At 54.2% G+C, this 20,923-nt stretch carries 21 protein-coding genes; 15 read left to right on the top strand and 6 right to left on the bottom strand.

The features are described from left to right. Positions 1 to 73: 73 nt before the first annotated feature. The 3 genes from pepA (at position 74) to ACMGGS_RS09730 (ending at position 5,222) form a co-directional block, all read left to right on the top strand. Positions 74 to 1,585, top strand: coding sequence for a leucyl aminopeptidase (gene pepA / locus ACMGGS_RS09740; RefSeq protein ID WP_414165909.1), 1,512 nt, complete (start codon positions 74 to 76; stop codon positions 1,583 to 1,585). Positions 1,586 to 1,923: 338 nt separating this feature from the next. Continuing rightward, a complete protein-coding gene (holC, locus tag ACMGGS_RS09735) occupies positions 1,924 to 2,367 on the top strand; it encodes a DNA polymerase III subunit chi (protein ID WP_194207985.1) in 444 nt (147 codons plus the stop codon). After that, complete coding sequence (locus tag ACMGGS_RS09730) at positions 2,367 to 5,222, top strand: valine--tRNA ligase (RefSeq protein WP_414165908.1); 2,856 nt, start codon at positions 2,367 to 2,369, stop codon at positions 5,220 to 5,222. The genes holC and ACMGGS_RS09730 overlap by 1 nt, the downstream gene beginning before the upstream one ends. 217 nt (positions 5,223 to 5,439) lie before the next feature. Here ACMGGS_RS09730 and ACMGGS_RS09725 read toward each other — a convergent pair whose 3' ends face one another. Continuing rightward, on the bottom strand, positions 5,440 to 6,636 hold the full coding sequence (locus ACMGGS_RS09725; RefSeq protein WP_414165907.1) for a YjgN family protein: 1,197 nt from the start codon (positions 6,634 to 6,636) through the stop codon (positions 5,440 to 5,442). Between the two features lie 194 nt (positions 6,637 to 6,830). Here ACMGGS_RS09725 and ACMGGS_RS09720 point away from each other — a divergent pair, with 194 nt between their 5' ends. Beyond that, positions 6,831 to 7,328: a GNAT family N-acetyltransferase gene (locus ACMGGS_RS09720; RefSeq protein WP_414165906.1), complete on the top strand. Its 498-nt coding sequence runs from the start codon at positions 6,831 to 6,833 to the stop codon at positions 7,326 to 7,328. Positions 7,329 to 7,440: 112 nt separating this feature from the next. On the opposite strand, the gene ACMGGS_RS09715 is transcribed toward ACMGGS_RS09720, so the two are convergent. Genes ACMGGS_RS09715 through rraB form a run of 3 tightly spaced genes read right to left on the bottom strand, consistent with a single transcriptional unit; the run spans position 7,441 to position 9,402 of the window. Further along, a complete protein-coding gene (locus tag ACMGGS_RS09715) occupies positions 7,441 to 8,163 on the bottom strand; it encodes a topoisomerase II (RefSeq protein ID WP_414165905.1) in 723 nt (240 codons plus the stop codon). 16 nt (positions 8,164 to 8,179) lie between these two features. Continuing rightward, on the bottom strand, positions 8,180 to 8,938 hold the full coding sequence (gene miaE, locus ACMGGS_RS09710) for a tRNA isopentenyl-2-thiomethyl-A-37 hydroxylase MiaE (protein WP_414165904.1): 759 nt from the start codon (positions 8,936 to 8,938) through the stop codon (positions 8,180 to 8,182). A gap of 50 nt (positions 8,939 to 8,988) precedes the next feature. Next, positions 8,989 to 9,402 (bottom strand): ribonuclease E inhibitor RraB, encoded by a 414-nt coding sequence (gene rraB / locus ACMGGS_RS09705; RefSeq protein WP_414165903.1) that lies wholly within the window; start codon positions 9,400 to 9,402, stop codon positions 8,989 to 8,991. Between the two features lie 164 nt (positions 9,403 to 9,566). Between rraB and argF (ACMGGS_RS09700) the strand changes: the two genes are divergently transcribed. Further along, positions 9,567 to 10,571, top strand: a complete 1,005-nt coding sequence (argF, locus tag ACMGGS_RS09700; protein ID WP_414165902.1) for an ornithine carbamoyltransferase — start codon at positions 9,567 to 9,569, stop codon at positions 10,569 to 10,571. A gap of 41 nt (positions 10,572 to 10,612) precedes the next feature. Here the strand turns inward: argF (ACMGGS_RS09700) and ACMGGS_RS09695 are convergent, their stop codons facing one another. After that, positions 10,613 to 11,065 carry a YhcH/YjgK/YiaL family protein gene (locus ACMGGS_RS09695; protein WP_414165901.1) on the bottom strand — a complete coding sequence of 151 codons (453 nt, stop codon included), beginning with the start codon at positions 11,063 to 11,065 and terminating at the stop codon, positions 10,613 to 10,615. A gap of 664 nt (positions 11,066 to 11,729) precedes the next feature. On the opposite strand from ACMGGS_RS09695, the gene arcA reads away from it, so the two are divergent. The 10 genes from arcA (at position 11,730) to ACMGGS_RS09645 (ending at position 19,872) form a co-directional block, all read left to right on the top strand. Beyond that, positions 11,730 to 12,950: an arginine deiminase gene (gene arcA / locus ACMGGS_RS09690; RefSeq protein ID WP_414165900.1), complete on the top strand. Its 1,221-nt coding sequence runs from the start codon at positions 11,730 to 11,732 to the stop codon at positions 12,948 to 12,950. A gap of 10 nt (positions 12,951 to 12,960) precedes the next feature. Continuing rightward, on the top strand, positions 12,961 to 13,896 hold the full coding sequence (gene arcC / locus ACMGGS_RS09685; RefSeq protein ID WP_414165899.1) for a carbamate kinase: 936 nt from the start codon (positions 12,961 to 12,963) through the stop codon (positions 13,894 to 13,896). A gap of 20 nt (positions 13,897 to 13,916) precedes the next feature. Next, positions 13,917 to 14,921 carry an ornithine carbamoyltransferase gene (gene argF / locus ACMGGS_RS09680; protein ID WP_414165898.1) on the top strand — a complete coding sequence of 335 codons (1,005 nt, stop codon included), beginning with the start codon at positions 13,917 to 13,919 and terminating at the stop codon, positions 14,919 to 14,921. 47 nt (positions 14,922 to 14,968) lie between these two features. After that, the gene (locus ACMGGS_RS09675; RefSeq protein WP_414165897.1) at positions 14,969 to 16,372 is read left to right on the top strand and encodes a YfcC family protein; all 1,404 of its coding nucleotides are present in this window, start codon (positions 14,969 to 14,971) and stop codon (positions 16,370 to 16,372) included. A 135-nt stretch (positions 16,373 to 16,507) separates the two neighbouring features. Beyond that, the gene (locus tag ACMGGS_RS09670) at positions 16,508 to 16,987 is read left to right on the top strand and encodes an arginine repressor (protein WP_176919505.1); all 480 of its coding nucleotides are present in this window, start codon (positions 16,508 to 16,510) and stop codon (positions 16,985 to 16,987) included. Between the two features lie 98 nt (positions 16,988 to 17,085). Continuing rightward, on the top strand, positions 17,086 to 17,223 hold the full coding sequence (gene pyrL, locus ACMGGS_RS09665; protein WP_176919504.1) for a pyr operon leader peptide: 138 nt from the start codon (positions 17,086 to 17,088) through the stop codon (positions 17,221 to 17,223). A 2-nt stretch (positions 17,224 to 17,225) separates the two neighbouring features. Then, positions 17,226 to 18,161 carry an aspartate carbamoyltransferase gene (gene pyrB / locus ACMGGS_RS09660; protein WP_414165896.1) on the top strand — a complete coding sequence of 312 codons (936 nt, stop codon included), beginning with the start codon at positions 17,226 to 17,228 and terminating at the stop codon, positions 18,159 to 18,161. Between the two features lie 10 nt (positions 18,162 to 18,171). Next, positions 18,172 to 18,633, top strand: a complete 462-nt coding sequence (pyrI, locus tag ACMGGS_RS09655; protein ID WP_414165895.1) for an aspartate carbamoyltransferase regulatory subunit — start codon at positions 18,172 to 18,174, stop codon at positions 18,631 to 18,633. A gap of 340 nt (positions 18,634 to 18,973) precedes the next feature. Then, positions 18,974 to 19,360: a 2-iminobutanoate/2-iminopropanoate deaminase gene (gene ridA, locus ACMGGS_RS09650; protein ID WP_046495614.1), complete on the top strand. Its 387-nt coding sequence runs from the start codon at positions 18,974 to 18,976 to the stop codon at positions 19,358 to 19,360. Positions 19,361 to 19,419: 59 nt separating this feature from the next. Next, positions 19,420 to 19,872 (top strand): transposase, encoded by a 453-nt coding sequence (locus ACMGGS_RS09645; RefSeq protein ID WP_414165894.1) that lies wholly within the window; start codon positions 19,420 to 19,422, stop codon positions 19,870 to 19,872. Between the two features lie 150 nt (positions 19,873 to 20,022). On the opposite strand, the gene ACMGGS_RS09640 is transcribed toward ACMGGS_RS09645, so the two are convergent. Then, positions 20,023 to 20,916 (bottom strand): PHP domain-containing protein, encoded by an 894-nt coding sequence (locus ACMGGS_RS09640; protein WP_414165893.1) that lies wholly within the window; start codon positions 20,914 to 20,916, stop codon positions 20,023 to 20,025. Between the last annotated feature and the right edge of the window lie 7 nt (positions 20,917 to 20,923).

Raw genomic sequence — 20,923 nt, 5'->3', positions numbered from 1 at the left:
GACATGAGTTACGAAAGCTTGCAATTCTATCCGCAGCTTCCGCTGTTGTCTTTAAGATTCAGGAGCGTAGTGCATGGAGTTCAGTGTAAAAAGCGGTAGCCCGGAGAAACAGCGGAGCGCGTGTATCGTCGTGGGCGTCTTTGAACCGCGCCGCCTCTCCCCGATTGCCGAACAGCTCGATAAAATCAGCGACGGCTATATTAGCGCGTTGTTGCGTCGTGGCGAGCTGGAGGGTAAACCGGGGCAGACCTTGCTGCTTCATCATGTGCCGAACGTCCTGTCAGAGCGTATTCTGCTGATCGGCTGCGGCAAAGAGCGCGAACTGGATGAGCGCCAGTATAAGCAGGTGATCCAGAAAACGATCAACACCCTTAACGACACCGGTTCGATGGAAGCGGTCTGTTTCCTGACCGAACTGCATGTGAAAGGGCGCAATAATTACTGGAAAGTGCGTCAGGCGGTGGAGACGGCGAAAGAGACGCTGTACACCTTTGATCAGCTCAAAACCACCAGGAGCGAGCCGCGTCGTCCGCTGCGTAAGATGGTGTTCAACGTGCCGACCCGCCGCGAGCTGACCAGCGGCGAGCGCGCCATTCAGCACGGCCTGGCGATTGCCGCCGGGATCAAGGCCGCGAAAGATCTCGGCAATATGCCGCCGAATATCTGTAACGCCGCCTACCTGGCTTCTCAGGCGCGCCAGCTGGCAGACAGCTACAGCAAAAACGTCATTACTCGCGTGATTGGCGAGCAGCAGATGAAAGAGCTGGGAATGCACTCCTATCTGGCGGTCGGCGCGGGTTCGCAGAACGAGTCGCTGATGTCGGTGATCGAGTACAAAGGCGCTGCCTCCGAAGACGCGCGCCCGATTGTGCTGGTGGGCAAAGGGCTTACCTTCGACTCCGGCGGTATCTCCATCAAGCCGTCCGAAGGGATGGACGAGATGAAGTACGACATGTGCGGCGCGGCGGCGGTGTACGGCGTGATGCGTATGGTGGCGGAACTTCAGCTTCCGATTAACGTCATCGGCGTGCTGGCGGGCTGTGAAAATATGCCTGGCGGCCGCGCGTATCGTCCTGGCGACGTGCTGACCACCATGTCCGGTCAGACGGTCGAGGTGCTGAATACCGACGCCGAAGGCCGTCTGGTGCTGTGCGACGTGCTGACCTACGTTGAACGTTTTGAGCCGGAGACGGTGATTGACGTGGCGACGCTGACGGGCGCCTGTGTAATCGCTCTGGGCCACCATATTACCGGCCTGATGGCGAATCATAACCCGCTGGCGCACGAACTGATCGGCGCGTCCGAACAGGCAGGCGATCGCGCGTGGCGCCTGCCGCTGGCCGACGAGTTCCAGGATCAGCTGGAATCCAATTTTGCGGATATGGCGAATATCGGCGGGCGTCCTGGCGGCGCAATCACCGCGGGTTGCTTCCTGTCGCGTTTTACCCGTAAATATAACTGGGCGCATCTGGATATCGCCGGTACTGCCTGGCGCTCCGGCAAGGCTAAAGGCGCGACCGGTCGCCCGGTAGCGTTGCTGTCGCAGTTCCTGTTGAATCGCGCCGGGTTTAATGGCGACGAGTAATGCACCATGCCGGGTGGCGGCTTCGCCTTACCCGGCCTACAAACGGCACCAAATCCCAGGCCGGGTAAGCAAAGCGCCACCCGGCATTAAGGCACCAAACCGTAGGCCGGGTAAGCGAAGCGCCACCCGGCATTAAGGCACCAAATCGTAGGCCGGGTAAGCAAAGCGCCCCCCGGCATTAAGGCACCATATCGTAGGCCGGGTAAGCGAAGCGCCACCCGGCATTAAAAGCACCAAAACGTAGGCCCGGTAAGCGCAGCGCCACCGGGCATGAAAGGCACCAAACCCAGGCCGGACCACCCGGCCTTCACCGGTAACGTCATCACAAGAAGCCCTATATGAAAAACGCAACGTTCTACCTTCTGGACAACGACACCACTACCGACGGCCTGAGCGCCGTGGAACAACTGGTGTGTGAAATTGCCGCAGAACGTTGGCGCAACGGCAAACGCGTGCTGATCGCCTGCGAAGATGAGCAACAGGCGATCCGCCTTGACGAAGCGCTGTGGGCGCGCCCGGCGGAGAGCTTTGTGCCGCACAATCTGGCAGGCGAAGGTCCGCGCGGCGGCGCGCCGGTGGAGATCGCCTGGCCGCAGAAGCGTAACAGCAGCCCGCGCGATATCCTCATCAGCCTGCGGACAAACTTCGCAGATTTTGCCACCGCTTTCACAGAAGTGGTAGACTTCGTCCCTTATGAAGACTCTTTGAAACAACTGGCACGCGAGCGCTACAAAGCGTACCGCGTGGCTGGTTTTAACCTGAATACGGCAGCCTGGAAATAATGGAAAAGACATACAACCCGCAAGATATCGAACAGCCGCTTTACGAGCAGTGGGAAAAGCAGGGCTATTTCAAACCCAACGGTGATGAAAGCCAGGACAGCTTCTGCATCATGATCCCGCCGCCGAACGTCACCGGTAGCTTGCATATGGGTCATGCTTTCCAGCAAACCATCATGGATACCATGATCCGCTACCAGCGCATGCAGGGTAAAAACACCCTCTGGCAGGCGGGCACGGACCATGCAGGCATCGCCACCCAAATGGTGGTTGAGCGTAAAATCGCCGCCGAAGAGGGTAAAACCCGCCACGACTACGGTCGCGATGCCTTCATCGACAAAATCTGGCAGTGGAAAGCAGAATCCGGCGGCACGATTACCCGTCAGATGCGCCGTCTCGGCAACTCCGTGGACTGGGAGCGCGAGCGCTTCACCATGGACGAAGGTCTTTCCAATGCCGTGAAAGAAGTCTTTGTCCGCCTGTACAAAGAAGATCTGATTTACCGCGGTAAGCGTCTGGTCAACTGGGACCCGAAACTGCGTACCGCCATCTCCGATCTGGAAGTGGAAAACCGCGAGTCAAAAGGCTCGATGTGGCACATCCGCTATCCGCTGGCCGACGGCGCAAAAACCGCCGACGGTAAAGATTATCTGGTGGTCGCCACCACCCGTCCGGAAACCCTGCTCGGCGATACCGGTGTCGCGGTAAACCCGGAAGATCCGCGTTATAAAGATCTGATCGGCAAATTCGTGGTGCTGCCGCTGGTTAACCGTCGCATTCCGATTGTTGGCGACGAACACGCCGATATGGAAAAAGGCACCGGCTGCGTGAAAATCACCCCGGCGCACGATTTCAACGACTACGAAGTCGGCAAGCGTCATCAGCTTCCGATGATCAACATCCTGACCTTTGACGGCGATATCCGGGAAAGCGCGCAGGTGTTCGATACCAAAGGCGAAGAGTCAGAGGTTTATGCCAGCGACATCCCGGCGGAGTTTCAGAAGCTGGAGCGCTTTGCCGCGCGTAAAGCGGTGGTCGCCGCCGTTGACGCCCTCGGCCTGCTGGAAGAGATCAAACCGCACGACCTGACCGTACCTTACGGCGACCGCGGCGGCGTGGTCATCGAACCGATGCTGACCGACCAGTGGTACGTCCGTGCCGACGTGCTGGCGAAACCGGCGGTTGAAGCGGTTGAGAATGGCGATATTCAGTTCGTACCGAAACAGTACGAAAACATGTACTTCTCCTGGATGCGCGATATTCAGGACTGGTGTATCTCTCGTCAGCTATGGTGGGGTCACCGTATCCCGGCATGGTACGACGAAGCGGGCAACGTTTACGTGGGCCGCACCGAAGAAGAAGTGCGCCAGGAAAATAACCTGAGCGCCGATATTGCGCTTCGTCAGGACGAAGACGTGCTGGACACCTGGTTCTCCTCCGCGCTGTGGACGTTCTCCACCCTCGGCTGGCCGGAGAATACCGACGCTCTGCGTCAGTTCCACCCAACCAGCGTGATGGTTTCCGGCTTCGACATCATCTTCTTCTGGATTGCCCGCATGATCATGATGACCATGCACTTCATCAAAGATGAAAACGGCAAGCCGCAGGTACCGTTCCATACGGTGTATATGACGGGCCTGATCCGCGATGACGAAGGGCAGAAGATGTCCAAGTCCAAGGGCAACGTCATCGACCCGCTGGATATGGTTGACGGTATCTCTCTGGCGGATCTGCTGGAGAAACGTACCGGTAACATGATGCAGCCGCAGCTGGCGGATAAAATTCGCAAGCGCACCGAGAAGCAGTTCCCGAACGGCATCGAGCCGCACGGCACCGACGCCCTGCGCTTCACCCTGGCGGCGCTGGCCTCTACCGGCCGCGATATCAACTGGGATATGAAGCGTCTGGAAGGTTACCGTAACTTCTGTAACAAGCTGTGGAACGCCAGCCGTTTTGTGCTGATGAACACCGAAGATCAGGATTGCGGCTTCAACGGCGGCGAAATGACCCTGTCGCTGGCAGATCGCTGGATCCTGGCGGAGTTTAACCAGACCATCAAAGCTTACCGTGACGCGCTGGATAACTACCGCTTTGATATCGCGGCGGGCATCCTGTATGAGTTCACCTGGAACCAGTTCTGCGACTGGTATCTGGAGCTGACCAAGCCGGTGATGACCGGCGGTTCTGAGTCTGAACTGCGCGGCACACGTAACACGCTGGTGACCGTGCTGGAAGGTTTGCTGCGCCTGGCGCATCCAATCATCCCGTTCATTACCGAGACTATCTGGCAACGCGTGAAAGTGATTTGCGGTAACACCGGCGACACTATCATGCTGCAACCGTTCCCGCAGTACGATGCGGCGCAGGTTGATGAAGCGGCGCTGGCCGATACCGAGTGGCTGAAGCAGGCCATCATCGCGGTGCGTAACATTCGCGCTGAGATGAATATCTCCCCGGGTAAACCGCTGGAACTGCTGCTGCGCGGTGCGAGCGCCGACGCAACCCGTCGCGTGAACGACAACCGCAGCTTCCTGCAAACCCTGGCGCGTCTGGAAAGCATTACCGTGCTGCCTGCTGATAATAAAGGTCCGGTTTCGGTCACTAAAATCATCGACGGTGCCGAGCTGCTGATCCCGATGGCGGGGCTTATCGACAAAGAGGCCGAGCTGGCGCGTCTGGCGAAAGAAGTGGCGAAAGTCGAGGGTGAAGTGAGCCGTATCGAAGCCAAGCTCTCCAATGAAGGCTTTGTGGCGCGCGCACCGGAAGCGGTGATTGCCAAAGAGCGCGAGAAGCTGGAAGGGTATGCAGAGGCGAAAGCGAAGCTGATTGAGCAGCAGGCGGTAATTAACGCGCTGTAAGCCCGCTCTGCCCGGCGGCGCTTCGCTTGCACGGGCCTACAGGAATGCGTAACGCGTTACTATCGCAGGTTGTGTAGGTCAGGTAAGCGCAGCGATTTCAACGGACTGAAAGCGTTCCACACCGTAGGCCGGGTAAGCGAAGCGCCACCCGGCATGCTTCCCCGGAATAACGTTTGATAGCACGCTGAGGCCGGACCTGTTCCGGCCTTTTTTATGATTACAGGAACGGCAAGGTGGGCATGATACCGCGCGACACTTTCGCCAGGACGCCAGCATCGGCTTGCTGGTCATTATTCTCTAACGCCAGCGCGTCCAGATCGCCAATCACCTGCGTGTTTTGCGCCTGCCAGGAGATCATCCAGATTTTCAGCAAAGGATACGCCAGGCCGCCAGTAATACCAGAAACCACCACTAATGCACACATCCGGTAAAGCATACCGGAGTAGTTCATCGTCGAGCGAAAGCGAATACGCCCGCCGTCCAGTGAAAGTCGACTCATGAAATGGTTACGCAGGGAGACCGTTAAATAACTGGTACTGACCGCAATACCAAAATAATAAACCACCTGCGCGATAATCCTCTTACGCAGCCCCTCCATAAACCCGCTGATGTCCATTATGTCACTGGCTCCGTATAAGGAACCGCCCCGCATTTCATCCATAACCTGATCGAACATGATATACCCCGCCACGCCTATAAAGGGGAGCAGAGTAACAAACGCCAGAATCGCGAATTTAATACAGTAGCCAGTATCTAATTTTACCTCGAAACGATGTATGCCAAAACTGATATTATTCCAGAGGAACGGCATGATCTTACTGAACAAGGTGCCGTTAAAAATGCCAATCGCCACTATACATACCAGCGCCAGGACAATGCCCGATATAATCATTTCGCTCGCACTGTCTGCCGGACACATCTTTGCAATGAGCAAAACGCACAGACCCAGTCCGATAGCCAATACGATCGGCAAGCCCACAATTATCCACCAGAACCGTTTCATCGAACAGGTAAAGCCGAAACGTACGCCATTCAGACTGGTCATCACCGCCTGATAGCGTAGCCCTTTCATGACCATAAAAGGTAACAGAACAAATAAGGCAATCGTCAGGACAATACCCAGAGCGGGAAGGGTGACTATCGACATCAGAATAGCGACATAAATAACCATAACAAACAGGAAACTGACAAAAATATTCCCGCCGGTCACGCCAAAACTAAAACCCTGACCGTTAACTTCCATATTAGAATAAATATAGCGGCGGCATTTCATCAGCGCCCACGGGGTATAAATACCCAGCGTAATAATGCACAATAAAACATTCACCAAACAAATAAGAAAATATTTTCCGCCATCGCCGCGAAAGACAAACGGATGACACTGAGCATCCGTGCTATTTATAGCTTCGTTCATAAAACGTCCCTAAATTAACAAATCCATAACTATGATAACTATTTTTAAAACAGGATAGCGCCTGTGGCAGTACAATACTCTCTTCCCGTCCTGGCTGACAAAAACTTTTATTGCTTTCTAAGTCGCTTGCGCCGCATTAGAGAGAATGGTATTAAATAAATGTATAAGTATGATATGTGCAATTGGGTAATGTTATGAATGTAGTCAGCACGCTCGCGCTGCGCCGCCTGACGGCTCAGGATAACCCGGCTATTGCCGCCGTTATCCGTCAGGTTTCCGCCGAATACGGCCTCACGGCCGATAAAGGCTATACGGTAGCCGATCCGAATCTGGATGAATTGTATCAACTCTATAGTCAGCCGGGCCACGCCTATTGGGTGGTTGAGCAGGATGATCATGTGGTGGGCGGGGGCGGCATTGCGCCGCTGGCCTGTAGCGAGCCGGATATCTGTGAACTACAGAAGATGTATTTTCTGCCGTCGATTCGCGGTCAGGGGCTGGCGAAAAAGCTGGCGCTGATGGCGCTGGATCATGCCCGCGAGCAGGGGTTTAAACGCTGTTATCTGGAAACTACCGCCTTTCTTAAAGAAGCGATAGGGCTATATGAACGTCTGGGCTTTAAGCATATTGATGGTCCGCTGGGCTGTACCGGGCATGTAGATTGTGAAGTGCGGATGCTTAAAGATCTTTAAACCACGCTTATTGTCTTTTTAATTACTCTCAGCGTTTTACACGCTATTTTGGAATAAGCAACGTAAAATAAAAAATCGTGGGCCAGACGTTATTTACTCAGGCCCACCCGCATTATTTTGAGCTATCAATCGCAAAACGAATCACGCCCGCCGCTTTATCCTGCGGCAGCGTCAGGACGCTATTCCACAGATCCTGCACGATATTACAGGTGATTTTCTCTTTGCCAACACCGCTGGCCGGATTGGACATAATCGATAAATCCTGCCCATATTTTTTGCTCATCTGCTGCGCAACAGGCTGGATATCCTGCTGCGCATGTTCCCGCTCCTGCGGCGTCACGGTATGCTTGTTCGGCCCCATAGCGGCACGCATCATAGCGGCGTCAATCTCCATGCGACGGTTGAACATCTCCTGCGACAGAATGCGCATCGGGTTAATTCCCCCTTTCACGTCCGGGAACAGAAAACGGTAGCAGTCATCATCGCTGACTTTCTGCACGGCGGCGGTCTGCTCCATATTGATTTTCATGTAGGCCACCACGTTTTCATCTGGCGCAGTTTGCAGACGCTGCATTTGCAGGTTCAATACCTGCGGCTGGATCGCATCGACGATCTGCTGCTCGGTTTTCCCTTCTTTTTGCATGGTCAACGCGCGGGTCCGAATAGAATCCCAGAGCTGCGGCTCCTGCTCTTTCAATACCTGATAAGTCGGCATGGTACTGACAATCGCGTCAAATTGTTCATCGTCCGTTTTAGCCGGAGAGCGATGGGCAATCCAGGCAAAAGCCATAAAGGAGATGATGCCTGCCAGCACGGCGGTTGACCATTTTTTCATGAGATGTCCTGTGTTGTCAGACCGGAACCCCGCTATGAAAACGGAACTCATTGTCCTCAGTCGTAATAAGCGCCGCCTCAATGTGCCCGAAATGCCGCACGCGTGGCGCGATGTCATCACCGGCAATCTGCTGCGCCAGCGCGAGGTAATCCTGATAATGGCGCGCTTCAGAACGTAGCAGGGAGAGGTAAAACTTCTGCAAATCCTCTTCCAGATGCGGCGCAAGCGCGGCAAAGCGTTCGCAGGAGCGGGCTTCGATATACGCACCGCAAATCAGCTTGTCGATCAGCGTCAGCGGCTCGTGAGTGCGTACCTCTTTCAGCATGCCTTTAGCATAGCGGCTGGCGGTGATTTTGACGTAAGGAATACTACGCACCGCCATCGCCTCGCGCACCTGCCAGAAATGGTGTAATTCTTCTTTGATTAACAGCAGCATGCTGTCGATCAGCTGGCGTCCCCACGGATCGTCGGTACGGGGCATCACGCTTTTACCAATTTGCTTATGCAGCGCCAGGAAATCAGGCTCCGGCCCTTCGCGGAAAGTAAAGGCTTCATAAGGTTGCAGCCACGCCAGCAGCGCGTCGCCGCCCTCTTTATCGGCAACATATTTACGCACCAGTAGCATCGCGGTTTGCGCGGCTTTCAGTTCGCAGACCATATGATCGGTGAGTAACAGCGGGAGGTTTGCCGGATCGCGGGCTTTATCGATCCACGCCTGAGGCGTCGGGCAGTGCAAGAATTGGGTAACGGGAGAAAGTAAGTGCTGGTTATTCATGAACGGTCCTGAGCGTGCGGCAGCCGGGGCTGCCGCACCGGGTCGGTAGCTTAGTGACGCACGCCGTCGTCATCTTCGTCGATGTCATCCTCGTCGCCGTCTTCCGCGTCGGGATCTTCGAAGTAGGTGCCCCAGCCGTCATATTCGACGTTAAATTTTTCAGCCAGATTCATCAGCTGTTCCACCTGCGCGTCGATCAGATCGGCGTTCAGCGCACATTCGCTGAGGATGTCGCAGCAAATAACTGTATCGCCCTCTTCCACTTCCAGCTCTTCCGGCTCGGTTACTTCGTAACCCAGTTTGAAGGCTTCTACCGCGAATTTCTCCAGCGTATCGAAGTCGTCAGCGGAAAGATGATGTTCAATGGTGTACAGGGCATCAGGATCGCTGCCGTCTTCAATTAATTCTTCAATGGTCAAGCGCGTCTCTTCGCGCTGCTCTTCCAGGTATTCCGGGTTTGCCATGGCGAGTTCCTCATAAATTGCCGCAGTTACTTCTATTGTCACACACCGCTGACATTGCCTCCAGTCTATCCAGCAAAGATTTATGCACAGGGCTTGCAATTGCATATTCATACAGATAAATTGAATTTTAATGCAACTAGTGACCTGCGTCATGAGAGGGAAATATGTCGTCGTTCTACCAGAAACACTTTTTAAAGTTACTTGATTTCACCCCTGCGGAAATCAACACCCTGCTGCAACTCGCCGCCAGACTGAAGGTGGAGAAAAAACAGGGCCAGGAAGTGCCGCAGCTTAGCGGTAAAAACATCGCGCTCATCTTCGAAAAAGACTCCACCCGTACACGATGCTCTTTCGAAGTTGCCGCATACGACCAGGGCGCACGCGTCACGTATCTTGGCCCCAGCGGCAGCCAGATTGGTCATAAAGAATCGATCAAAGATACCGCCCGCGTACTGGGCCGGATGTATGACGGCATTCAATATCGCGGCCACGGGCAGGAAGTGGTCGAAACGCTGGCAGAGTTTGCCGGCGTGCCGGTGTGGAACGGGCTGACCAACGAGTTTCACCCAACGCAGTTGCTGGCGGACCTGCTGACCATGCAGGAGCACCTGCCGGGTAAAAAATTTAATGAGATGACGCTGGTCTACGCGGGCGATGCACGCAATAACATGGGCAATACTATGCTGGAAGCGGCGGCGCTCACCGGGCTTGATTTGCGTCTGGTCGCACCGAAAGCCTGCTGGCCGGAAGAGCGTCTGGTTGCCGAGTGCAAGGCGCTGGCGGCGCAGACCGGCGGTAAAATCACCCTGACGGAGGATGTCGCGGCGGGCGTGAAGGGCGCGGATTTTATCTATACCGACGTCTGGGTATCGATGGGGGAAGCCAAAGAGAAGTGGGCCGAGCGTATCGCCCTGCTGCGTGATTATCAGGTCAATAGCCACATGATGCAGTTAACCGGCAATCCGCAGGTGAAATTTCTGCACTGTCTGCCCGCATTTCACGATGATCAAACCCTTCTCGGCAAACAAATGGCGGAAGAGTATGGGCTACACGGCGGGATGGAGGTAACGGATGAGGTGTTTGAGTCTGCGGCCAGCATTGTGTTCGACCAAGCGGAAAACCGGATGCACACCATTAAAGCAGTGATGGTGGCGACGTTGGCGAAATAAATGCTTCAGCGCTGCGATCGTTCGCAGCGCTAATTCCCGCCTCACTCGACCAGCAGTTTCACCACCACTTTACGCCCCTGCGCTGGGGTACCGACCGCGCACAGCGGCTTGTGGACTTCGCCCGGATAGAACACCACAAAATCCCCTTCGCTCAGCACTACCGTTTTCTCCTGCTCGCCCTCCGGTAAGAAGGCGATGTCTTTATCCGCCAGCCAGTCCGTGTCCGGTGTACCTGCCGGAAGCGTACTGAAGGTCATCCCTTCCTGACCTTTCAGAATGATTTGGATGTCGAGATAACGGGCATGGTATTCCGCGCGACGCTTTTCGAAAGGCTCGGTCATATCTTCAGAAAGGATATAGAACAGGCGGCTGCCGTCGATCTCATATTTGCCCGTTGCGGTAGCATCGGTGACGTGCGCTTTAACGTGTTCAATGGCCTGACGCAGTTCCGGCGGTAGCCAGCTTTGCAGATGGTGAATGTTGCCAACAATCATGATAACCCCTCTTAATTAAAACGATGTTTCATTTCCTCCGTTATACGATCAATCAAACCGCCCCGCCACCCGTTTCTGTCGAAGACTTGCGATAGCGCATGTTTATCGGATAAGAGATTAATCAGCTGTGATCGCGCTTCGCTTTTTATGCACTAATTATGCATACTCTGAAAAATGTAAATACAGAATCTACTTTTAACCGATTGAAAAACAAATTTTTATAATAAAAACAATTGTTCCATCACACTTTAGATGTCAGGATTTTTGCAGCAACAAAGCATAATTATTTACTGATTTGGCTTAGGAGCTAAATAATATCGTGGTATTTCTGCATAACGATAAAAGATAACTTAGTAAGTCACTTATTTTCAACGACTTACGGCATTAAGATATATTTAACAGAACAACATATTATTAACAAACAAGAATAATCCAGGCCATTAAAGCGTATTCATTCATTCTCTATAGTAATTTAAATAACGAATTTCTGACAACCGTCATAAATAATAAACAATTCTTCCAGAGGCTATTGTCGCGTGACCTGCATCACATTTTCAGGCTTTAAAAATCCTATTATCCATCACGACATTAATTGCTACCGGCAAACGCGAAATACATTTTCGCCGATCCTCTTTTTATTTATAAAAAGCATTAAGGAATAATTATGGAAAAAAATTATGTCGGTTCCGAGGTGGGAACATTGCGAAGCGTAATGCTTCATCGACCTAATCTGAGCCTGAAAAGATTAACTCCGTCAAATTGTCAGGAACTGCTGTTTGATGATGTTTTATCCGTTGAACGAGCGGGAGCCGAGCATGACATTTTTGCCAGCACCCTGCGCGATCAGGGCGTGGAAGTGCTGTTATTGACCGATCTCCTGGCGCAAACGCTTGATATTCCTGAAGCAAAAGAGTGGTTGCTAACCACTCAGGTATCGGATTATCGCCTCGGGCCGGGCTTTGCTTCCGACGTTCGCGGCTGGCTGGCGGATATGCAGCATCGGCAACTGGCCCGTCATTTAAGCGGCGGTCTGACCTACGGGGAAATTCCTTCATTTATAAAAAATATCGTAGTGGATACCCACGACGCGAATGATTTTATTATGAAGCCGTTGCCCAATCATTTATTCACCCGCGATACATCATGCTGGATTTATAACGGCGTGTCGATTAATCCCATGGCAAAACGGGCGCGTCAACGGGAAACCAATAATTTGCGGGCTATTTATCGCTGGCATCCGGCATTTGCCAACGGCGATTTTATAAAATATTTCGGCGACGAGAATATTAATTACGATCACGCCACGCTTGAAGGGGGCGATGTATTAGTCATTGGACGCGGAGCCGTCCTGATTGGTCTCTCCGAACGGACGACTCCGCAGGGCGTGGAATTTCTTGCCACCGCCTTATTTAAGCATCGCCAGGCCGAACGCGTGGTGGTGGTTGAACTCCCCAAACATCGCTCCTGTATGCATCTCGATACGGTGATGACTCACATCGACGTTGACACCTTCTCCGTTTATCCCGAGGTGGTGCGTAAAGAATCCCAGTGCTGGACCCTGACGCCGGACGGACGCGGCGGGCTGGATCGCGTTCAGGAAACCAGCCTGCTGCACGCCATCGAAAAAGCGCTGGGTATTGATCAGGTGCGGCTGATCACCACCGGCGGCGATGCTTTCGAAGCCGAGCGCGAACAGTGGAACGACGCCAATAACGTGCTGACCCTGCGCCCCGGCGTGGTGGTGGGCTACGAGCGCAACGTCTGGACCAATGAAAAATATGACAAGGCCGGTATCACCGTGCTGCCGATCCCCGGCGATGAACTGGGACGCGGACGCGGCGGCGCACGCTGCATGAGCTGCCCACTGCAACGCGATGGCATTTAAGGAGCCTGTGATGGACATGAAACCGACTCTGGTCGTCGCGCTCGGCGGCAACGCCCTGTTAAAACGCGGTGAACCGCTGGAAGCGGATATTCAGCGTAAAAATATCGATCTGGCGGCGGCGACGATTGCCAGCCTGACCCGACAATGGCGCGTCGTACTGGTGCATGGCAACGGGCCGCAAGTGGGCCTGCTGGCGTTACAGAACAGCGCCTGCGATGCCGTTACGCCTTATCCGCTCGACATTCTCGGCGCGGAAAGTCAGGGGATGATTGGCTATATGCTTCAGCAGTCGCTTAAAAATCAACTTCCTGAACGCCATATCAGCGTGCTGCTCACCCAGGTTGAAGTCGACGCCGACGATCCGGCCTTCAGCAACCCGACCAAATACATTGGTCCGGTGTATGACCAGGCGCAGGCCGACGCCCTCAGTCAAGAGAAAGGCTGGACGTTTAAGCCCGATGGCCGCTGGTTTCGCCGCGTCGTGCCCTCACCTCTCCCCGCTCACATTGTGGAAAGCGATGCCATTCAGGCGCTGCTCGAACGCGATCACCTGGTGATCTGCAACGGTGGTGGTGGCGTTCCGGTGGTGCAAAAAGCCGATGGCTACCACGGCGTTGAAGCGGTGATCGACAAAGATCTCTCTGCCGCGCTGCTGGCCCGCCAGCTTCATGCCGACGCGCTGCTGATCCTGACCGATGCAGATGCGGTGTACCTCGACTGGGGCACGCCGGGGCAGCGTCCCTTAATTCAGGCGACGCCGGAGTTGCTCAGAAATATGCAGTTCGATGCCGGGTCTATGGGGCCAAAAATCGCGGCCTGCTGCCGCTACGTTGAAGCCTGCCATGGTCGCGCCGGGATCGGCGCGCTGGCAGATGGTCCGGCCATTTTGTCCGGGGATAAAGGCACGTTGATTCGCATGGAAAACATGACGTCTGCGGCCCTGTAATTTAAAAAAAGGAATGAATCATGGCTATCTCTCTAAAAAACCGCAATTTTTTCAAACTGCTGGACTATACCCCGGCAGAAATACAGTACCTGATCGATCTGGCCATTGAACTGAAAGCCGCCAAAAAAGCGGGACGCGAAAAGCCGATGCTGAAAGGCAAAAATATCGCGCTGATTTTTGAAAAAACCTCCACCCGTACCCGCTGCGCCTTTGAAGTCGGGGCCTTCGATCAGGGTGCTCAGGTCACCTACCTCGGCCCCAGCGGCTCGCAGATCGGCCATAAAGAGTCGATGAAAGATACCGCGCGGGTGCTGGGACGGATGTACGACGGTATTGAGTACCGCGGCTACGGCCAGCAGATTGTCGAGGAGCTGGGCGCTTATGCAGGCGTGCCGGTGTGGAACGGGCTGACGGACGAATTTCACCCGACGCAAATCCTCGCCGATCTGATGACCATGCTGGAGCATGCGCCGGGTAAATCGCTGGCGGAACTGCGCTTTGCTTATCTTGGCGACGCGCGCAATAACATGGGCAACTCCCTGATGGTCGGCGCGGCGAAGATGGGGATGGATATCCGCCTGGTGGCCCCGAAATCCTTCTGGCCCGACGAGGCGCTGATCGCACAGTGTCAGACCATCGCCCGGGAAACCGGCGCACGCATCACCCTCACTGAGGACGTTGAAGAAGGCGTCCACGGCGTCGATTTCCTCTACACCGATGTGTGGGTGTCGATGGGCGAGCCGAAAGAGGCATGGGCGGAGCGCGTCAGCCTGATGAAACCCTACCAGATTAATCAGCAGGTGCTGGAAGCCACCGGCAATGCGCAGGTGAAATTTATGCACTGCCTTCCCGCCTTCCATAACGAACACACTAAAACCGGTCGTGAAATCGAAATGGCCTACGGCATGAAAGGGCTGGAGGTCACGGAAGAGGTGTTCGAGTCGCCAAATTCCATCGTCTTCGATGAAGCGGAAAACCGTATGCATACCATCAAAGCGGTGATGGTGGCGACACTCGGCGAGTAATCACACTCCCGGCCTGCTAAACAGCGGGCCGGGACAGGGAACCTATCATGAGTAAATTCAAATTCCCCTCGGCTTACACGATTTTGTTTATTCTTATCGCCCTGGTTGCCGTGCTGACGTGGCTGATCCCGGCCGGGCAATATCATATGGCGATGAACGACGCGCTGGGCAAAGCGGTGCCGGTGGCCGGCACCTACACGCACGTGGCGGCGCATCCGCAAGGCATTATCGCGGTAGTGATGGCCCCGATTAGCGGACTGTACGATCCCGAAACAGGCCAGGCGGGTGCCATTGACGTGGCGCTGTTTATTTTGATCATCGGTGGCTTTCTCGGCATTGTGACCAAAACCGGAGCCATTGATGCCGGGATCGAGCGCGTTACGCTGCGTCTGCGCGGACGCGAAGAGTGGATGATCCCTATCCTGATGGCTCTGTTTGCCGCCGGCGGCACCATTTACGGGATGGCAGAAGAGTCGCTGCCTTTTTATACTCTACTGGTGCCGGTCATGCTGGCGGCACGGTTTGATCCGGTGGTTGCCGCCTCGACGATCCTGCTTGGCGCGGGGATTGGCACGCTGGGATCGACAATTAATCCTTTTGCAACGGTTATTGCCGCTAACGCTGCCGGTATTCCTTTTACCGCGGGGATCGGGATCCGCGCGGTGTTGCTGGTGGCAGGCTGGATCATTTGCGTGGTCTGGGTGATGCGCTATGCCCGCCAGGTCCGACTCGACCCTTCCCGCTCTATCGTCGCCGATAAACAAGAAGAAAACCGGGCGCATTTTCTCGGGGAAAAAACCCAGGACTCGCTGGCATTTACGCCAGTACGTAAGCTGATCCTGGTGATTTTTGCCCTCGCGTTCGCCGTGATGATTTATGGCGTGGCGGTGCAGGGATGGTGGATGGCGGAAATTTCGGCGGTTTTTCTCGTCGCGGCGATTATCGTCGGTATCATTGCCCGAATGAGTGAAGAGGAACTGACCTCGACCTTTATCAACGGCGCACGGGAGTTGCTGGGCGTGGCGCTGATTATCGGTATCGCGCGCGGCATTGTGGTGATTATGGATAAGGGCATGATCACCCACACGATCCTGCACAGCGCGGAGGAGACCGTCAGCGGCCTTTCCAGCATAGCCTTTATCAACGTGATGTACTGGCTGGAGGTGGTACTTTCCTTCCTCGTGCCGTCGTCGTCGGGTCTTGCCGTGTTAACCATGCCCATTATGGCACCGCTGGCGGATTTCGCTGGCGTGCCGCGCGACCTGGTGGTCACCGCTTACCAGTCCGCCTCCGGGATTGTTAACCTGGTGACGCCAACCTCTGCTGTAGTAATGGGCGGGCTGGCGATTGCTCACGTTCCTTACGTGCGTTATCTGAAGTGGGTTGCGCCGCTGCTCGTCATCCTGACGCTGGTTATTATGGCAACTTTAAGCGTGGGGGCATTACTATAGGTTAACGATCGTGCGGTGGCGCTGCGCCTGACGGACGCTGCGCCATTCATTCGAACTCAATGGCATCATACGGTATCCCTTCGCATGCGGGAGAAGGGAAAGGCTGATAACAAATTGATATTACAGGATAAAAGAATGAAGGAATATGGTGAATACTCCCCCAAAGAACAGCTTCAGCTCACCGTGTGTCAGCGTTTGATTGCCGAAAAAAGCTACTTTTCGCAGGAAGAGATTCGCCGTGATTTACAGCTGCATGGCTTCGAAAATATTAGTCAGTCTTCAGTCTCTCGCCTGCTTACGCTGCTGGGGGTGATAAAAATTCGCAATGCCCGGGGGCAAAAAATTTATTCGCTAAACCCTAAACTGCGCCCCGCGCCGGACGCTGCGCGATCGGTGGCGGAGATGGTGGTCAGCGTGGAGCACAACAGCGAATTTATTCTTATTCATACCGTGCCGGGCTATGGCCGGGCGGTGGCGCGGATCCTCGATCATCGTGCGTTGCCGGAAGTGCTGGGCATTGTGGCGAGCGGCAATATCGTCTGGGTCGCGCCGCGGGCGGTGAAGCGCACCGCGCTGGTCCACAAGCAGATTAATTACATACTAAATATGAATTAATATTCAATAGAACCGTTTGCGTTGAATAAAATCGCCATGAATCGCTTGATCCCGCTTTAGAGCTGAGTATAATCGCCGACAATTTGCCGGGAGGAAGCATGGTCCAGTGTCTACGACATACTGTCTTAGCGCACCTGAAACAGGGTGCAGGCCTGCCGTTTTTCTTTCCGTTGCTCAATATATTCTCAAAGCCCCTCATTGCAGGGGCTTTTTTTTGCCCAGGCGTCAGGAGATAAACATGGCTAATCCGTTATTTCAGAGACATATCATTTCCATAAACGATCTCAGCCGCGAGGAGCTTGAGCTGGTGCTGGTGACCGCGGCGAAGCTTAAGGCCAGCCCGCAGCCGGAGCTTCTGAAGCATAAAGTGATCGCCAGTTGTTTCTTCGAAGCGTCGACGCGCACCCGTCTGTCGTTTGAAACATCGATGCATCGCCTGGGTGCCAGCGTGGTCGGCTTTTCGGACAGTGCTAACACTTCACTTGGCAAAAAAGGAGAGACGCTGGCGGATACCATCTCCGTTATCAGCACCTATGTGGACGCCATCGTAATGCGCCACCCGCAGGAAGGCGCGGCGCGTCTGGCCACCGAGTTCTCCGGCGCGGTGCCGGTACTGAACGCGGGCGACGGGGCGAACCAGCATCCAACGCAGACGCTGCTGGATCTCTTCACCATCCAGGAAACCCAGGGGCGGCTGGAGAATCTCACTATCGCGATGGTCGGCGATTTGAAATATGGCCGTACCGTGCATTCGCTGGCGCAGGCGCTGGCGAAATTCAGCGGCAACCGCTTCTGCTTTATCGCCCCGGACGCGCTGGCGATGCCGCAGTACATCCTGGATATGCTGGATGAGAAAGGGATCGCCTGGAGCGTGCATCACGCCATTGATGAGGTGGTGACTGAGGTCGATATTCTCTATATGACGCGCGTGCAGAAAGAGCGCCTGGACCCGTCGGAGTACGCCAACGTGAAAGCACAGTTCGTCCTGCGCGCCAGCGACCTTACTGGTGCACGCGCAAATATGAAGGTGCTGCACCCGCTACCGCGCATTGATGAAATCGCCACCGACGTTGATAAAACGCCGCACGCCTGGTATTTCCAGCAGGCCGGCAACGGAATTTTCGCCCGCCAGGCGCTGCTGGCACTGGTTCTGAATCAAGACTTAGTACTGTAAGGGGAAGACCATGACACACGATAATAAACTACAGGTTGAAGCCATTAAACGCGGCACCGTTATCGATCACATCCCCGCGCAGGTCGGCTTCCGGTTACTGACGCTGTTTAAGCTGACCGAAACCGAGCAGCGCGTGACGGTCGGCCTGAACCTGCCGTCTGGCGCGATGGGCCGTAAGGACATCATCAAGATTGAAAACACTTTTCTGACCGATGAGCAGGTTGATCAACTGGCGCTGTATGCTCCGCTGGCGACGGTTAACCGTATCGACGATTATGAAGTGGTGGGGAAATCGCACCCTAACCTGCCGGAGCGGATTGATGCGGTGCTGATCTGCCCGAACAGCAACTGCATTAGCCATGCGGAGCCGGTGAACTCCAGCTTCAGCGTTAAAAAACGCGCAGACGATATTGCGTTGAAGTGCAAATACTGTGAGAAAGAGTTCTCGCATCAGGTGGTGCTGGCAAATTAATTTCGTCGCCGGCACTGATTCAGATGTGCCGGGGGTGGATGACAGACTATGCTGGCTATTGTGCCGGGTAATGCCGGGTGGCGGCTGCGCCTTACCCGGCCTACAAAACCCACCATATCAACGACTTACAAACGTAGGCCCGCGCAAGCGAAGCGCCGCCGGGCAGGTTGCCTCCCGCGTCCGCGTCCGCGAAACCGCATGGCCCCGCTGAACATCCCGGACGTGGCTGCAACAACACTGGATAACACTTTACGTTACCCACTTTCTCGCCTGTGCCAGAAGAATGTTTGTATAATGGTCCCATCCTACGTGAACACATTGAATAACTTCAGGAGAGAGTATGTCTAAAACTATCGCGACGGAAAATGCACCGGCAGCTATCGGCCCTTATGTTCAGGGCGTTGACCTTGGCAGCATGATTATCACGTCAGGGCAGATCCCGGTCGATCCAAAAACCGGCAGCGTGGCAGATGATGTTTCTGCTCAGGCGCGTCAGTCGCTGGAGAACGTGAAAGCCATCGTCGAAGCGGCGGGCCTGAAAGTCGGAGATATCGTGAAAACCACCGTTTTCGTGAAGGATCTGAATGATTTCGCTACCGTTAATGCGACTTATGAAGCATTTTTCACCGAGCATAACGCGACTTTCCCGGCACGCTCCTGCGTGGAAGTGGCCCGTCTGCCGAAAGATGTGAAGATTGAGATTGAAGCCATCGCCGTGCGTCGTTAATGACGTAATGTGATGATGCTATGCCGGGCGCTTGTCCGCCCGGCCAGGGAGGGATGTTAATGGCAAAAGCGCGCTTTACTGAGGAACAAATCGCTGATTTTCTGCAGCAGTCCAAAAGCGGTGTCCCTGATAAGGTCTTGTGCGAAACCTATGGCTTCAGCATCAGCACGCTCCGGCGCTGGCGAGAGTTGCACGCGGCACGGGTACGCAGCGAGTTAAAAAAATTAGAATCCACCGCAGCGATAGTTTATCCGGGTTTCCTTATTGTCGCCGTATTACTCAGCGTCGCTTTTTCAAAAATGGCGGGCGCGCTGATCCTTCCCCTCTTACTGTTATATTGCATTTATTATATTCGCCGTTTTCGTGACATCTCTGCCCGGCACATCAACGAAGAAAATACCGTTATCGCTCGCATGGGAAGAGGCGCAAATAATGCGTTTTATCTGTTTTGCTGGGTGGTCATTATTTTAGTAATCTTTACTGTTGGATACGGCATCGTTCGACTGGGGTGAATCAAACGGTCCATTTGCGGGCACACAAAACTCCTTTTAAAACACAGGGTAAGTATATCACCCGGTATAAAATAAACGTCTTTATACGGACCAGGCGAGTGATATTATGCCCGGCACAACGACTGGCCGGGCGCAGGTTAAGCGACAGACTTAATAAAGCGTGACGCGCTCCAAAAAGGCTTCCACTTTTTCACTTTCAGCCTGATTTAGCTGGCAACTTCCCATCCGAATGTTGGGCTTATTCTTACCGTGAAAGTCACTCCCGCAGGTCATTAACAGCGAGCGATCCAGCGCATAGTCATATAGCTGCTGGCGAAGATCGTTATCATGGTAACTGGAGAAAACTTCCACCCCTATCACCCCTGATTTCACCATCTCGCTAATCACATCGGTATGCCCGCTCTTCACGTTGGCACCGATATGCGCAATAACAGGAATTCCCCCGTTACTGCGGATAATCTCAACCATGTCCTGTAAGGGAGGAAACGCAATCTCTACATGACAAGGTTTTCCCTTACCAAAAAAATCCCAGAAGAAATTGATCAGCGGCATATCTCCCCGCGCATTGCCTTTTCTGTAGGGAATAAGCAGCGCGTTTCCGGCGTTGCGTTCATCCTCAAGGATCAGCTCCGCCATCTCCTCTTCCTGCGGTACACGATCTCCCGCCAGCGCAAAAAGCCGCTCTTCATCAAGGAACAAGCCGAGCGCTTTTAACTTCTCAATCTTTACCGGCGTTGCCGCGTGTTGTAGCCGATCAAAATTACGCTTAACCTCGGCAAAGTCAGTACTATGGCGGCGATAACCATAGCCCAGGAGGTGATAGTTATTATTGCCAAATGAGCAGTCAATCTCAATACCCGGCAGTACGTGGATATTATACTTATGCCCCCAGTAGATAGCCTCTTCCACCGAGGAAGATGAGTTATGATCGGCGATGGATAATACAGAAACATTCTCTTTTTCTGCGATTTTCATCAGCTGACTGACGGAAAAGTCAGCATCATCACTCCATGAGGAGTGAACGTGAAGGTCGATATTTTGCATAATTTCT

Source organism: Superficieibacter sp. BNK-5, assembly GCF_047456055.1.
In the GTDB taxonomy this organism is placed as follows: Bacteria; Pseudomonadota; Gammaproteobacteria; order Enterobacterales; family Enterobacteriaceae; genus Superficieibacter.
Note: the sequence above shows the minus strand (reverse complement) of the source record. Positions and strands in the feature narration are given on the sequence as shown.